The 14599-nt window shown below is 72.1% G+C and carries 15 protein-coding genes; 9 read left to right on the top strand and 6 right to left on the bottom strand.

What is annotated here, in order from left to right; all coding sequences use genetic code 11:
- From ACIBJE_RS17015 to mraZ, 3 genes are all read right to left on the bottom strand, one after another.
- Window positions 1-609 carry a hypothetical protein gene (locus ACIBJE_RS17015; RefSeq protein ID WP_396749130.1) on the bottom strand — a complete coding sequence of 203 codons (609 nt, stop codon included), beginning with the start codon at window positions 607-609 and terminating at the stop codon, window positions 1-3.
- Complete coding sequence (gene rsmH / locus ACIBJE_RS17020; RefSeq protein ID WP_396749132.1) at window positions 606-1718, bottom strand: 16S rRNA (cytosine(1402)-N(4))-methyltransferase RsmH; 1113 nt, start codon at window positions 1716-1718, stop codon at window positions 606-608. The genes ACIBJE_RS17015 and rsmH overlap by 4 nt, the downstream gene beginning before the upstream one ends.
- Before the next feature lie 207 nt (window positions 1719-1925).
- Window positions 1926-2357 (bottom strand): division/cell wall cluster transcriptional repressor MraZ, encoded by a 432-nt coding sequence (gene mraZ / locus ACIBJE_RS17025; RefSeq protein ID WP_396749135.1) that lies wholly within the window; start codon window positions 2355-2357, stop codon window positions 1926-1928.
- Window positions 2358-2776: 419 nt separating this feature from the next.
- On the opposite strand from mraZ, the gene ACIBJE_RS17030 reads away from it, so the two are divergent.
- Genes ACIBJE_RS17030 through ACIBJE_RS17040 form a run of 3 tightly spaced genes read left to right on the top strand, consistent with a single transcriptional unit; the run spans window position 2777 to window position 5434 of the window.
- Window positions 2777-4024: a MurT ligase domain-containing protein gene (locus ACIBJE_RS17030; protein WP_396749268.1), complete on the top strand. Its 1248-nt coding sequence runs from the start codon at window positions 2777-2779 to the stop codon at window positions 4022-4024.
- Window positions 4014-4733 (top strand): type 1 glutamine amidotransferase, encoded by a 720-nt coding sequence (locus tag ACIBJE_RS17035; protein WP_396749138.1) that lies wholly within the window; start codon window positions 4014-4016, stop codon window positions 4731-4733. The genes ACIBJE_RS17030 and ACIBJE_RS17035 overlap by 11 nt, the downstream gene beginning before the upstream one ends.
- Entirely contained in the window at window positions 4730-5434 is a 705-nt protein-coding gene (locus tag ACIBJE_RS17040) for a TVP38/TMEM64 family protein (RefSeq protein ID WP_396749140.1), read from the top strand. Before ACIBJE_RS17035 ends, ACIBJE_RS17040 begins: the two co-directional genes overlap by 4 nt.
- 45 nt (window positions 5435-5479) lie before the next feature.
- Here the strand turns inward: ACIBJE_RS17040 and ACIBJE_RS17045 are convergent, their stop codons facing one another.
- On the bottom strand, window positions 5480-6172 hold the full coding sequence (locus ACIBJE_RS17045; protein ID WP_396749142.1) for a response regulator: 693 nt from the start codon (window positions 6170-6172) through the stop codon (window positions 5480-5482).
- Window positions 6169-7350, bottom strand: coding sequence for a sensor histidine kinase (locus ACIBJE_RS17050; RefSeq protein ID WP_396749143.1), 1182 nt, complete (start codon window positions 7348-7350; stop codon window positions 6169-6171). The genes ACIBJE_RS17045 and ACIBJE_RS17050 overlap by 4 nt, the downstream gene beginning before the upstream one ends.
- A 133-nt stretch (window positions 7351-7483) precedes the next feature.
- Here ACIBJE_RS17050 and ACIBJE_RS17055 point away from each other — a divergent pair, with 133 nt between their 5' ends.
- Together ACIBJE_RS17055 and ACIBJE_RS17060 are read left to right on the top strand one after the other, a co-directional pair.
- On the top strand, window positions 7484-8398 hold the full coding sequence (locus tag ACIBJE_RS17055) for an ABC transporter ATP-binding protein (RefSeq protein ID WP_396749145.1): 915 nt from the start codon (window positions 7484-7486) through the stop codon (window positions 8396-8398).
- Window positions 8395-9285, top strand: a complete 891-nt coding sequence (locus tag ACIBJE_RS17060) for an ABC transporter permease (protein WP_396749148.1) — start codon at window positions 8395-8397, stop codon at window positions 9283-9285. The genes ACIBJE_RS17055 and ACIBJE_RS17060 overlap by 4 nt, the downstream gene beginning before the upstream one ends.
- 98 nt (window positions 9286-9383) lie before the next feature.
- Here ACIBJE_RS17060 and ACIBJE_RS17065 read toward each other — a convergent pair whose 3' ends face one another.
- Window positions 9384-10145: a FadR/GntR family transcriptional regulator gene (locus tag ACIBJE_RS17065; RefSeq protein WP_396749151.1), complete on the bottom strand. Its 762-nt coding sequence runs from the start codon at window positions 10143-10145 to the stop codon at window positions 9384-9386.
- Between the two features lie 168 nt (window positions 10146-10313).
- On the opposite strand from ACIBJE_RS17065, the gene ACIBJE_RS17070 reads away from it, so the two are divergent.
- The 4 genes from ACIBJE_RS17070 (at window position 10314) to dgoD (ending at window position 14597) form a co-directional block, all read left to right on the top strand.
- Window positions 10314-11600, top strand: coding sequence for an ABC transporter substrate-binding protein (locus ACIBJE_RS17070; protein WP_396749154.1), 1287 nt, complete (start codon window positions 10314-10316; stop codon window positions 11598-11600).
- Window positions 11601-11831: 231 nt separating this feature from the next.
- The gene (locus tag ACIBJE_RS17075) at window positions 11832-12629 is read left to right on the top strand and encodes a carbohydrate ABC transporter permease (RefSeq protein ID WP_396749156.1); all 798 of its coding nucleotides are present in this window, start codon (window positions 11832-11834) and stop codon (window positions 12627-12629) included.
- Window positions 12626-13441, top strand: coding sequence for a carbohydrate ABC transporter permease (locus tag ACIBJE_RS17080; protein ID WP_396749158.1), 816 nt, complete (start codon window positions 12626-12628; stop codon window positions 13439-13441). The genes ACIBJE_RS17075 and ACIBJE_RS17080 overlap by 4 nt, the downstream gene beginning before the upstream one ends.
- A gap of 7 nt (window positions 13442-13448) precedes the next feature.
- Entirely contained in the window at window positions 13449-14597 is a 1149-nt protein-coding gene (dgoD, locus tag ACIBJE_RS17085) for a galactonate dehydratase (protein WP_396749160.1), read from the top strand.
- Window positions 14598-14599: the final 2 nt, after the last annotated feature.

Raw genomic sequence — 14599 nt, forward strand, 5'->3', positions numbered from 1 at the left:
TCAGTCTCCCGCGCCCTGCTGGCTGGTGATGGCCGGCTGGCCACCCGCCGGGCGGGGCACGCCGATCATCCGTCCGTCCGGCAGCTGGATGAAGGCCGGATCGTCCGACTCGACCAGGCCCAGCTTGCGGGCCTCGGCGGTCAGGTTGCCCGGCGCCTCGTGCTCGGCGATCCGCTTCTTCAGCTGCTGCTCGTCGACGTCGAGCTTGGCCTGCTGCTGCTGGAGCTTCTCCAGCCGGAAGGCGTTCTCGTTGATCTTGGTGTTGACCAGCAGGATGCCGAGCACCCCGCCGACCACCAGGACCAGGACCAGCCCCACGAAGGGCGCCCGCGGCACGGAGACCGGCGGCGGCGGCGCGACCCGCAGTCGCGGCGCGGTCGACCGGGTGGAGCCGGTGCTCCGCTCCGCCGGTTGCAGCGCGGCACTGCCCTGGGTCGGGAACTCGCGCGCCCCCCGGGCGCGGTTCTCACCCTGTCGCCGGGCCCGGTCCGGTCCGGTCACGCCGGTGCCCACCGACGCGGTCCGCGCCGCCGCGGTCCGGCCCCCCGACCGCGGTGTACGCTGCCCCGCGCCGGAAAGGTCCCGGCGGTCGCGCTTGTTGACGTTCATGATCCCTCCCCCTCTTCGTCGTCCGTCGTCGTGCCGTCGTCCGGGGTCGCCCGCAGGTCCACTGTGGAACCCTTCGGCAACCCCACCCCCTGGTGCATCGCCCTGACCCGCCGGCGGCACCGTTCGCGTTCGGCACCGCCTGGGCGTTCCGCGTCGGGGTCGATCCGCTCCGCGGCACGCAGCCGCACCGACGCGGCCCGTGGGTTCGCCGTGACCTCCGTCTCCCCGGGCAGCTCGGCGCCCCGGCTGAGCAGCCGGAACGTCGGGCCGGTGCCGGGCAGTTCGACCGGGAGGTCGACCGGACCCTGACGTCGGGTCCGCTCGGCGAGCGCCGCCTTGGTGAGCCGGTCCTCCAGCGAGTGGTAGGACAGGACCACCATGCGGCCACCCACGGTCAGTGCGTCGAGCGCGGCCGGCAGCGCCGTCTCCAGCGCTGCCAGTTCCCTGTTTACCTCGATCCGTAAAGCCTGAAACGTTCTCTTTGCGGGGTGACCGCCGGTTCGTCGGGCCGGCGCCGGAATGGCCTCCTGGACCAGTTGCGCCAGCCGTGCCGTCGAGGTGATCCGCGCCCGCTGCCGTTCCCGGAGGATCGCCGAGGCGATCCGGCCGGCGAAGCGCTCCTCGCCGTAGGTCCGCAGGACACGGGCCAGGTCCGGATGGGAGTAGGTGTTGACCACCTCCTCCGCGGTCGTGCCCCGGGTCTGGTCCATCCGCATGTCCAACGGGGCGTCCCGCGCGTAGGCGAACCCTCGGTCGGGTTCGTCCAGTTGCAGCGAGGAGACCCCGAGGTCGAAGAGGATGCCGTCGACGGCCGGGACACCCAGCCGGTCGAGCACCTCGGGCAGTTCGTCGTAGACGGCGTGCACCAGGTGGATCCGGTCGGCGAACCGGGCCAGCCGGGCCCTGGCGTGCGCCAGGGCCTCGGTGTCCCGGTCGAGACCGACCAGGGTGGTCCGGGGATGCGCCTCGAGCACCGCCTCGGCGTGTCCGGCCAGACCCAGCGTGGCGTCGACGTGGACCGTGGCCCCGGGCCGGTCCAGCGCGGGGGCCAGTAGCTCAAGACACCGCTCGAGCAGTACCGGCACGTGCGTGCCGCGTAGCTCCCCCATGTCGACCCCCACTGGTACCGGACCTTCTCTCTCGTGTTGTCTGCGTCGTCGTCACGACACCCCGTCGTACCGCCAGATCCCCATCCGCTCCCGCCCGCTCCCCGACCGCGGCTCGAGGAGACCGGATCGTGCCCCTGGCACCGGGGAAGGGGCGCCAGGAACGCGAAGCGGCTGGAGATCTCGCAGTACGTCGGGCGTCGTCACGCCCTACAGACCGCCGGGCAACACCCCCTCGGAGATGTCGGAGAACCCCTCCTCGCTCTCCGCGAGGTAGGTTTCCCAGGCGACCCGGTCCCAGATCTCCACCCGGGTGTGCGCGCCGATCACCGCGAGGTCGCGGTCAAGACCGGCGTAGGCACGGAGGTGGGCGGGGACGGTGACCCGCCCCTGCTTGTCGGGAACCTCGTCGTGGGCACTGGCGAAGAAGACCCGGCTGTACGCCCGCGCGGCCTTGTGCGTCATCGGCTGCTGACGCAACTGGTCGGCGATGCGCTGGAACTCGGGCGTCGGGAAGGCGTAGAGGCAGTGCTCCTGCCCTTTGGTTATCACGACACCCCCCGCCAGTCCGTCCCGGAACCTCGCCGGGAGAATCAACCGGCCTTTGTCGTCGAGGCGTGGAGTGTGGGTGCCGAGGAACACGGCCCAACCCCCTCGCCCTTCGGCGGCGTTCGCGGCGCCGCTGACCCCCCGGGCCGGTGGGCCCTCCCGGCCTCACCATTGCGCTCCACTCTACTCCACTTCCCTCCACCTGCAACCGGAAACGACCCTTCGGCGCGCCGCGCCGGACGACAAAACCGCACGTCAGAGGGGGTGGAGCGGAGTGGAGTGTCGGAAGGCCTCCCAGCCGGCGTCCGTTTTCCGACATAGATCGACTCCATCCGGTGGATCAAGATCCACCCGGCCGGCGCACCGGCCGCCCCCGGGCGGCGGGTGCCGCGCGCCCGCCCGGCCGACCGGCCACCCCGGCAGGTGGAGCCCCCCGCCCGAACGGTTCGCCGTCGGCGGCGATCTGACGGAGCGACCGGTCCGGTAACCTCGCTCGCGTGACGGACGCGAAGATGCCCCTACGGGCAAAGGTGGCCAGCTCCGTGTCGCGTACGGCCGCGGCACTGTCGCGGGCCGCGGGCCGTGGGGACGGCTCGGTGATCGGCGGTTGGATCGGCCTGAAGATCGACCCCGACCTGCTGGCCCACCTCTCGTCGGGGCGGGCGATCGCCCTGATCTCCGGCACCAACGGCAAGACCACCACCACCCGGCTCACCACCGCGGCGGTCGGCGTGCTCGGCACCGTCGCCACCAACTCCTTCGGGGCGAACATGCCCACCGGCCACACCTCCGCGCTGGCCAAGGCCGGCAGCACCCCGTACGCGGTGCTCGAGGTGGACGAGCACTACCTGGCCCAGGTCATGGAGGCCACCGAGCCGCACGTGGTGGCCCTGCTCAACCTCTCCCGCGACCAGCTCGACCGGGCCAAGGAGGTCGCCATGATGGCGCAGCTCTGGCGGGCCGCGCTGGTGCGCCACCCGGAGCTGCGCGTGATCGCCAACGCCGACGACCCGATGGTGGTCTGGGCGGCCACCCCACCGGCCAGCCACGACCACCGGCTCACCCCGCCCGCGGTGACCTGGTTCAGCGCCGGCCAGCGGTGGCACGACGACTCCTGGGTCTGCCCCGAGTGCGGCTCGTCCATCCAACGCTCCGGCGAGCAGTGGTGGTGCTCCGGCTGCCCGCTGCGCCGCCCCCAGCCGCACTGGCTCGTCGAGGACGACGGCGTGGTCGACCCGACCGGCGCGTGGCACAAGGTCGTCCTCCAACTGCCCGGCCGGGTCAACCTCGGCAACGCGGCCACCGCGCTCGCCGTCGCCGCCGAGTTCGGCGTCCGCCCGGTCGACGCGGTCTCCCGGCTCTCCGGGGTCACCTCGGTCGCCGGCCGGTACGCGCAGGTCGACCGGGACGGGCGCAACATCCGGCTGCTGCTGGCGAAGAACCCGGCGAGCTGGCTGGAGGCCTTCGACATGGCCGACCACGCCCCGACACTGCTCTCCATCAACGCCCGTGACCCCGACGGCCTGGACACCTCCTGGCTGTTCGACGTCGACTTCGCCCCGCTGCGCGGCCGGCAGGTGCTGATCACCGGCGACCGGGCCTTCGACCTGGCCGTCCGTCTCGACGTCAACGACGTGCCGTTCCAGCACGTCCGGTCGTTCGACGAGGCGATCCGCAGCGTCCCGCCGGGCCGCCTGGAGGTCATCGCCAATTACACCGCGTTCCAGGACATCCGAGCGGAGTTGGACCGTGTCAACTGAGAGCCTGCGCATCGTCTGGATCTACCCCGACCTGCTCTCCACCTACGGCGACCGGGGGAACGTGCTGATCCTGGCCCGCCGGGCGCAGCAGCGCGGAATGCCGGTCGAGGTGCTGGAGGTCCGCTCCGACCAGCGGCTGCCCACGGCCGCCGACATCTACCTCATCGGCGGCGGCGAGGACGGCCCGCAGGCGCTCGGCGCGCAGCGGCTACTCGCCGACGGCGGGCTGCACCAGGCGGTCGCCCAGGGTTCGGTGGTCTTCGGCGTCTGCGCCGGCTACCAACTGCTCGGCACCTCGTTCTTCGCCAAGGGCACCCGCTGCCAGGGACTGGGCCTGCTCGACCTGCAGTCCGACCGGGGCCCGTCGCGGGCCGTCGGTGAGCTCGCCGGGGACGTCGACCCCCGGCTGGGTCTGCCCCCGCTGAGCGGCTTCGAGAACCACGGCGGGCGTACCCACCTGGGGCCGGGCGTCGCGCCGCTGGCCCGGGTCACCGCCGGGGTGGGCAACGACGGCCAGACCGAGGGGGCCTGGCGGGGCAAGCTGCTCGGCACCTACTCCCACGGTCCGGCGCTGGCCCGCAACCCGGCCCTGGCCGACCTGCTGCTGAAGTGGGCCACCGGGGCGCACCAGCTCCCTCCGCTGAACGACACCTGGCCCGACCGGTTGCGCGCCGAGCGCCAGGCCGCGGTGGCCACCGCCCGGCCATGATCCCGGCGGCCCGGCGGCTGCTCGCGCAGCGGTCGGCCGTCCGTTTCGCGGCCCTGCTGCTCCTGCTGGGGTGTCTCGCGCTGGTGCTGGTGCTGGTGCCCCGGCCGGAGCTGGCCGAACTGCCGGCGCACGCCGACCGCCTCGGCGGGGCCGCCCCGGTGGCCGCCGTCGTCGGTGGCGCGGTGCTGCTGGTCGCGTTGGTGCCCCGGACCTTCGTCACGCTGGCCTCGGGGGCGCTCTTCGGTGCCCTCGAAGGGGCCGCGTACGCCCTCGGCGCAGCCCTGCTCGCGGCGGCGCTCGGCTTCGCGGTCGGTCGGACCCTCGGCCGGGAGTTCGTCGCCGAACGGGTCCGGGGCCGGCTCGCCCGGTTGGACGGCTGGTTCGCCCGGCAGAGCGTGCTCGGCGTGATGACCGTCCGGCTGCTGCCGATCTCCGGGTTCGGGCTGGTCAGTTACGGCTACGGCACCACCGGCGCGCGACTGCTGCCGTTCCTGGTCGGCAGCGTGCTCGCCTCCGCGCCCACCGCCTTCGGCTACGCGGCCCTCGGCGCGGCGGTAAGCACCCCCGACGAGGTGAACTGGCTGACCGTTGCCCCCGCCGGGCTCGGCCTGGTCGCCACCGTCGCGCTCGGTCACACCTGGTGGCGGGCGGAACGACGGCGCCGCCGCACCGACGTCGGGGTGGTCAGCCCACCGGGGTGACCGGCTCCGTCGGGGTGGTCGACCGACCAGCTCCGGCGTCGCGGGTCAGCCCGCCGGAGTCACCAGTCCGGCGTCGTAGGCGGCGATGACCAGGTGCACGCGGTCCCGGGCGCCGAGCTTGGTGAGCAGGCGTCCGACGTGCGCTTTCGCGGTGGCCACGCTGATCACCAGTTCGGCGGCGATCTCGCCGTTGGACAGGCCCCGACCGACCAGGGTCAGCACCTCCCGTTCCCGCCCGGTCACCCCGTCGAGGGGCCGGGGGCGGGCGGCCGGCGCGGCACGTCGGGCGAACTCGGCGACCAGCCGGCGGGTGACGCCCGGCGCGAGCAGGGCGTCTCCGGCGGCCACCACCCGGATCGCGGCGAGGATGTCGTCGAGGGCCATGTCCTTGACCAGGAAGCCGCTCGCCCCGGCCCGCAGCGCGGCGTGCACGTGGTCGTCGTCGTCGAAGGTGGTGAGGACGAGGACCCGGCTCGGCCCGCCCTGCGCGGTGATCGCCGCAGTGGCCCGGATGCCGTCCATCCCGGGCATCCGCAGGTCCATCAGCACCACGTCGGGCCGCACGTCACCGGCCAGTCGGACGGCGTCCGCGCCCGTGCCCGCCTCGCCGACGACCTCGATGTCGGCCGCGTCGGTGATGAGCACCCGCAGGCCGGCGCGGACCAGCGGCTGGTCGTCGACGAGCAGCACCCGGATCCGACCGGACCCGGTCCCGGCGGTCTCCCCCGGCGCGGTCACCGCGTCACCGCCGCCGGCAGGGGCAGCCGTACGGCGACCCGGAAGCCGCCGTCGGGACGGGGAGCCGCGGTGAACCGGCCGCCCAGCAACGCGACCCGCTCCCGCATGCCGACGATGCCGTGCCCCTCACCACCGACCGGCCCACCCCGACCGCCGTCCACCACCTCCACGCCCACCTCGTCCGGGCGCTGCTCGACCACCACCCGGCAGGTGTCGGTGCCGGCGTGCCGCACCACGTTGGTGACCGCCTCCTGCACGATGCGGAACACGGCGAGGCCGATGTCGTCCGGAACGGGTTCGGCCCGCCCGACCCGGCGCAGCTCGACCCGGACCCCGGCGTCCGCCCCGGCGGCGACCAGCCGGTCCAGGTCGTCCAGGCCGGGCGTCGGGTCGAGCGACGACGCGGACTCCGGGCGACGCAGCGCGCCGAGCGTACGCCGGAGTCCGGCGAGGGTGTCCCGGCTGGTGGCCTCGATGGTCCGCAGCGCGGCCCGCGCCTGCGCCGGCTGGGTGTCGATGACCCGGGCGCCCACGCCGGCCTGGATGGCGATGACCCCGATGCTGTGGGCCACCATGTCGTGCAGTTCCCGGGCGATGCGCAGCCGCTCGGCGGTGACCGCCTCGGCGGCGGCATGCGACCGCAGGGTGGCGGCGTAACGGCGTCGGGCGCGTACCGAACTGCCCACCGTGGCGGAGGTGACGACCGCCAGGACCGAGAGGACTGCGCGGTTCACCGGGTCCCCGCCGGGGTTGACGAAGGCCACGACGACCTGCGCCACGAGCACCAGCGCGGTGGCCGGCAGGGCGAGCCGGCGGGAACGGCTCGCGGCGACCACCCCCACCGTCACGTCCACCACGAGGAACTGCAGGTACCAGATGTCGGAGAGGTAGCTGTCCTCGCCGGAGTTGACCGTCGCGGTGACCACGGTCGCTCCGGCCAGCATCAGCCCGAGGGCCACCAGGGGGCGGCGCGGCAGCAGGCCGGCGGGAAGGGCGACCACCAGGGCCGGCAGCAGGTAGCGCAGCGGGATCCACCAGCCGCCGAAGCCGAGCCCGCCGCCGCCGGCCTCCGCCACGGGGGCGTAGAGCACGACGACGGGCTGCGCGGCGACGCCCACCCAGGGCAGCACCGACGACAGGAGGGCCGGCAGGCGGCGCGGCGGTAGGGCGGCAGGCATGCCGCACACGGTAGCCAGGCCGGAACCGGGTGGACATCGGCCCGTGGGCGTACGCCCCGGGGCGTACCGCCGGCGGTCGGATGTGGCCGCCGGCACGACGACCCGGCGGGGGCGGCCCGACAGCCTGGACCACGTGATCCGACTGACCTCGCTGACCAGACGGTACGGCCGCACGACGGCCGTCCACGACCTGACCCTCACCGTGCGCCCCGGTCACGTGACCGGGTTCCTCGGCCCCAACGGGGCCGGCAAGTCCACCACGCTCCGCATGATCCTCGGTCTGACCCCGCCGACCAGCGGCACCGTCACGGTGGACGGTGTCCGGTTCCGGGACCGGCCGCGCGGGCTGCGCCACGTCGGCGCGCTCCTCGACGCCGCCGACGTCCAGGGCGGACGCAGCGCCGAGGCACACCTGCGGGCCCTGGCCCGCAGCAACGGCATTCCGCGCTCCCGGGTCGACGCGACGCTGCGCGAGGTGGGTCTCGCCGGGGTGGCCCGGCGCCGGGTCGGCGGATTCTCACTCGGTATGCGGCAGCGGCTCGGAATCGCCGCCGCGCTCCTCGGTGACCCGCCGGTGGTGCTGTTCGACGAACCGTTCAACGGGCTGGACCCGGAGGGGGTGCGCTGGGTGCGCGGCCTGTTCCGGGAACTGGCCGGTCAGGGACGGACGGTCTTCGTCTCCAGCCACCTGATGAGCGAGATGGAGCACTGCGTCGACCGGCTCGTCGTCATCGGCCGGGGACGGCTCCTCGCCGACCAGAGCCTCGCCGACTTCGCCGCGGCGAGCGGCCGGACCACCGTGTCCGTCCGCACCCCGCAGGAGACCACGCTCACCGCCCGGCTGACCGCCGAGGGGGGCCTGGTTCGGGCCGAGGACGACGGGACGGTCACGGTGACCGGCCTGAGCGCGGCACGGGTCGGCGACCTCGCCGCCGCCCACCGGATCCCGGTGCACGAGCTGGTGACCCGTACCCCCTCGCTGGAACAGGCGTTCATGGCGTTGACCGCGACCAGCGTCGAGCACCGCGCCGGGCAGGTGGCCCGATGACCGCCGCCGACCACCGGGCCACCGACGCCGGCCAGGGTGGCGTCGACGCCGCTCGGGGCCGCGGCGACACCCACCCGGCCACGGCGACCGGAGCGGTCCGCTTCCGGGACCTGGTCGCCGCCGAATGGATCAAGCTCTGGTCGCTCCGGTCGACCTGGGGCGCCTTCGGGCTGATCCTGCTCGCCACGGTCGGCTTCGCCGTCCACGCCAGTCTCGACACGCGCCGCCATTGGGCGGACTGGCCGGCCGACCGCCGGGACGTGCTGAACCCCTTGTGGGACGCGTTCCCCCAGCAGACGCAGCTCTTCGTGGTGCTCGCTGCGAGCAGCCTCGGCGCGGTCGCGGTCGGCGGCGAGTACGCCTCCGGGCTGTTCCGGACGACCTTCGCGGCGGTCCCGGCGCGGGGGTCCGTGGCCGCCGCGAAGCTCGTCGTGCTGACCGCCGCCACCACGGTCCTGGGGCTGCTCGGCTCGGCGACCGCCTTCGGCGTCTCCCAGGCGATCCTGACCGGACGGGGTGGCATGTCGGTCACCGAGCCGGGCGCGCTGCGGGCGATCGTCGCGTCCGCGCTGCTGGTCCCGCTCTGCACCCTCGTCGGCGCCGGGCTCGGCGCGCTGGTGCGCCACACCGCGCCCGCGATCGTCACCGCCGCGACCGTCCTGCTCCTGCTGCCGACCGTGGTCGACGACGACGAACGCTGGACCGCCCTGCTCCGGCACTCCATGCCGGTGCCCGCCTGGCAGCGCCTGATCGAGCGCGGCGACGCGCCGCCCTGGGTGGAGGTCGCCCACCGGGCCACGGTCGGTGGCGCGTGGGCCACGTACGCCGGCTGGGCGGTGCTGGCCACCCTGGTCACGGTGCTGGTGGTCCGCCGGCGCGAGCCCTGACCGACCGGGTCAGGACGGCGACCGGCGGTCTCACGCCCCGGTGCGGCCCACCGCCACGATCGACGAGGCGGAGCCGTACCGGGGCTCTCCGGCGGCGGTCAGCGGCCTTCAGGCTCGCCGGTCTGCTCCCAGATCGAACTCATCTCACCGAAGGCCTGCTCCATGAGCTGCACCATGGCCCGGCGGGCACGTTCGCCGTCGCGTCGCTGGATCGCCTGGGCCACCTCCGCGTGCAACTGGAGGGCCTGCTCGTGCGGATGGTGCGGCATGAGGTGGTGCTGATGGCGGCCGGTCAGCACCTCCGCGACCAGGTCCTGTAGCCGGACGAACATCTCGTTGCCGGAGGCCACCAGGATCCGCCGGTGGAAGTCGATGTCCAGTTCGAGGAAGCGCTCCTCGTCCCCGGCCTTGCCGGCGGCCCACATCTTGGCCGCGAGCCCGACGAGGTCGCTCGCCTCGTCGTGACCGACCCGTTCGGCGGCGAGCAGGGCGGCATGCGGCTCGACGGCGGTGCGCAGCTCGGTGATCGAGCGAAGCTGGGCGATGCGACCGGACGAGGCGAGCCGCCAGCGGATCACCTGCGGATCGAAGACGTTCCAGGCGCCGCTCGGCCGGATCATGACCCCGACGCGGCGACGGGTCTCGATGAACCCGATCGAGGCGAGCACCCGCAGCACCTCGCGGACGACCGATCGGGACACCGCGTACCGGTCGACCAGCTCGTCGATGTTGAGGACCATCCCGGGCCGCAGTTCGCCACCGCAGATGGCCGTGCCGAGGTGGTCGAGGACCTGGGCGTGCAAACCAGCCTCGACCGGGGCGACGAGGGCGACTGCAACCCCTGGAGAGGACGGTTCCACGGTTTGGAGCATATCAGTTGGGTCAACCCCTTGAATAAATCTGCTTTTTCCGCCTAGCATCCCGATGTTAAGCGGACGTAAAACGCCAGGTGGCGACCGTCGAGACGACGGACACGCCCCCCCCCGGCATGCGGCCCCGGTAACGGCCACGGCAAAGGAGAGATGGACGTGAGACGTCGATCAGTCATCGGCACCACCCTGGCGGTGGCCGTCACCCTCGGCCTGACCGCCTGCGGCGGCGGGGACGACGCCGCAGCGTCGAACACCGTGCGCGTGACGCTGGTGAACCACGTGTGGAGCGAGAACATCAGGAAGGCCCTGCCGGAGTTCGAGAAGCAGTCGGGCCTGAAGGTGGAGGTCACCCAGCTCGGTGAGGACCAGCTCTCCGACCAGTACAACGTCAAGCTGAACGCGGGGTCCAAGGACCTGGACGTGATGATGTACCGGCCGCTGCAGGAGGGGAAGCTGTTCGCCAAGAACAGGTACCTCGCCGACCTGACCGAGAAGAGCAAGTCGGACAGCGCGTTCGAGGTCGGTGACTTCCAGTCCGGACCGGTGCAGGCGACCACGTACGAGGACAAGGTGGTCGGCGTGCCGATCATCACCGAGCAGGAGGTCCTCTACTACCGCAAGGACCTGCTGGAGAAGTCCGGCTTCACCGCCCCGCCGAAGACCCTCGACGAGCTCAAGGCGCAGGCGGCGAAGGTCGAGGCGGACAACCCGGGCGTGGCGGGCTTCGTGTCCCGCACCGGCAAGGCCGCCGCCGTCACCCAGTTCTCCAGCTTCCTCTACAGCTTCGGCGGCGACTTCGTCGACGCCAGCGGCAATGCCTCGGTCAACACCGAGCAGGCCAAGCAGGCGTACGCCTACTACGGCGGGCTGCTGCGGGAGCACGGCCCGGAGAACATCAGCACCGACATGAGCTGGTCCGAGGCGATGGCGATCTTCACCCAGGGCAAGGCGGCGTTCTACACCGAGGCCAACTCGCTCTACAAGAACGCCACCGACCCGGCCAAGTCGAAGGTCTCGGACACGGTCGGCTTCGCGGCCTTCCCGGCCGGGCCGGCCGGCTCCAAGCCGTACAACATCCCCTCCTGGGCGCTCGGCGTCAACGACGCCTCGGAGAACAAGGACAACGCCTGGAAGTTCATCCAGTGGGCGGCCGGCAAGGAGCAGGCGCTGGCGCAGCAGAAGGCCGGCGTGCCCAGCGCCCGTACCTCGGTGTGGGCGAACCCGGAGGGCACGGCGACCTACCCGAAGGACCTCGCCGAGGCCACCACGGTCAGCACCGCCAACGGCATCGGACACGACCGCCCGCTGGTGGTGAAGGTCGCCCAGGCGCGGGAGATCGTCGGTCAGCCGATCGTCGACGCGATCACCGGCAAGGACCCGGCCGCCTCGGCGGACGCGGCCAACGAGGCGTTCCAGAAGTTCCTCGACGACGAGGCGAAGTAGCCCGAAGCGCAGGTGGCGGGGCCGCCCGGCCCCGCCACCCGAGCGCCGGGACCTGGCCCTGACCCACCGGGAGACCTCATGTCAGCCGTCACCACACCAGTCACCAGATCGCCCGAGAGCCATTCGGCGTCCCCGGAGACGTCGGCCTGGTCGCGCTGGGCAAACGAGCACCGCAAGTGGCTTTTCGCGGCACCCGCGATGGCGTTCGTCGCCGTTCTGATCGTATTCCCGGTGGCGTGGACCGGATACCTCAGCCTGACCGACGCCGAGGGTTCCGTACGCGCCGAGTCCGAGTTCATCGGCTTCCAGAACTACCTCGACGTACTCGGCGACACCGACCGGTTCTGGCCGGCGGTGTGGCGTACGGCCGCCTTCACCGGGGTCGTGCTCTTCTTCGAGGTCGTGCTCGGCATGGCGATCGCGCTGCTGCTGTGGCGACCGTTCCGGGGCGAGAAGTGGGTCCGGGTCGCGATCCTCCTGCCGCTGGTGGCCACCCCGGTCGCGGTCGGCATGATGTGGCGGCTGATCTTCGATCCCAACATCGGCATGGCGAACCAGGTGCTCGGCTGGTTCGGGGTCGGCCCCCAGCCCTGGCTGGCCGGTCAGGGCTCGGCCCTGCCGACGACGATGTTCATCGACATCTGGCAGTGGACCCCGATGGTGGTGCTGATCCTGCTCGCCGGCCTGACGTCGCTCTCCGACGAGCCGCAGGAGGCGGCGCTCATCGACGGCGCCAGCACCTGGCAGCGGTTCCGGCACGTCACGCTGCCGCTGCTGATGCCCACCGTGATCGTCGCGATCCTGCTGCGCGGCATCGACGCGCTGAAGACCTTCGACATCCTCTACGCCACCAAGGGACGCGGGGGCGGCTCCTTCCACGAGGTGGAGACCCTCAACGTGTACGCCTACGGCCTGAGCTTCGACTACAACGAGTACGGCGTCTCATCGACAGTCCTCATCATCTTCTTCCTGATCATCATCGGGGTGATGTGGGCCCTGACCTACCGCAAGAAGGGGCTGGACCGATGAAGCTGCGCAGGCCGTACAGGACCTTCCGGACGGCGGCGCTCACCCTGGTGGTGCTGTCGCTGATGGCGCCGCTGATCTGGATGATCGCCGCGTCGTTCAAGACGAACGTCGACATCTACGACACCGACAAGGCGTTCGTCTTCTCCCCCACGCTGGACAACTACACCAACGTGCTCCAGCAGGCGAACTACGTCCAGTTCATCGGCAACAGCCTCTGGGTGGCGTTCGCCGCCACCGTGCTCTCGCTCCTGCTCGGGGTGCCCGCCGCGTACTCGATGAGCCGGTTCAACATGAAGAAGTCCGCGCTGGTCGTGCTCATGGCGCGGGTCATCCCCGGCGTCTCGCTGCTGGTGCCCTGGTACTACGTCTTCTCGAACCTGCAGATGGTCGGCGGGTTCACCGTGCTGGTCCTCAGTCACATGTTCGTGTCACTGCCGCTGATCGTCTACATCATGATGGGCTACTTCGACGGCCTGCCGACCGAACTCGAGGAGGCGGCGCTCGTCGACGGGCTGACCCACATCGGCGCGTTCCGGCGGATCACCCTGCCGCTGTCGGTGCCCGGCATCGCCACGGCGGGCATCCTGTCCTTCATCTTCTCCTGGAACAACTTCATGTTCGCCCTCGTACTCTCCGGCGCCGACACCAAGACACTCCCGGTGGCGATCTTCGACTTCGTCGGCTACGCCAGCATCGACTGGGGCGGCCTGATGGCGGCGGCCACCGTGGTCACCCTGCCGATCATGCTGATCGCCCTGTTCGTGCAGAAATACGTCGTCTCCGGCCTCACCGCCGGCGCCACGAAGGGCTGAGGACACCATGACGAAGATCGCACGGGTGGAGACCTTCCTGGTCGCGCCGCGGTGGCTGTTCGTGCGGGTCGAGACCTCCTCCGGCATCGTCGGCTGGGGCGAGGCGACCTGCGAGGGCCGGTCCGAGACCGTGCGCACCGCCGTCGAGCAGCTCAGCGAACTGCTGGTCGGCCGGGACGCGCTGCGCATCGAGGACCACTGGCAGGTCATGACCAAGGGCTCGTTCTACCGGGGCGGGCCGATCCTGGCCAGCGCCGTGGCCGGGCTCGACCAGGCGCTGTGGGACATCGCCGGCAAGCGGTACGGGGCACCGGTGCACCAGTTGCTCGGCGGTCCGGTCCGGGACCGGATCCGGGTCTACGGCTGGGTCGGCGGCGACGAGCCGAACGAGGTCCGCGACCAGATCAGCGCCGCGATCGAGACGGGTCTGACCGCGGTGAAGATGAACGCGTCCGGCCGGATGAGCGCGGTCGCCTCGGTCGCCGAACTCGACGGGGTGGTCCAGCGGGTGGCCGCCGCCCGCGAGGTGCTCGGCGACGAGCGGGACGTAGCGGTCGACTTCCACGGCCGGTTCACCCTCGCCACCGCCCGCCGGGTCGCCCCGCTGCTCGAACCGTACCGGCCGTTCTTCCTGGAGGAACCGGTGGTGCCGGAGAACTCGCACCTCATCGGCGAGTTCGTCCGGTCCACCACCACGCCGGTGTCGACGGGTGAGCGGCTCTACAACCGGCAGGAGTTCCTCCCCGTGCTCCAGGCCGGCATCGCGGTCGCCCAGCCGGACCTCTCGCACGCCGGTGGCATCACCGAGGTACGCAAGATCGCGGCGTTGGCCGAGGTGTACGACGTACAGCTCGCTCCGCACTGCCCGCTCGGGCCGATCGCGCTCGCCGCCTGCCTGCAGGTCGGCTTCGCCACGCCGAACTACCTGATCCAGGAACAGAGCATCGGCATCCACTACAACCTCGGCGCCGAGGTGCTCGACTACTGCCTCGACAAGACTCCGCTGACGTTCGTCGACGGGTACGTCGAGCGGCTCACCGGGCCCGGCCTCGGCATCGAGATCGACGAACACGCCGTACGGACGGCCGACAAGCGTGGGCACGCCTGGCGCAGCCCCACGTGGCGGCACGTCGACGGCTCCTACGCGGAATGGTGATC

It is taken from the genome of Micromonospora sp. NPDC050187 (assembly GCF_044459745.1).
GTDB lineage: Bacteria > Actinomycetota > Actinomycetes > Mycobacteriales > Micromonosporaceae > Micromonospora.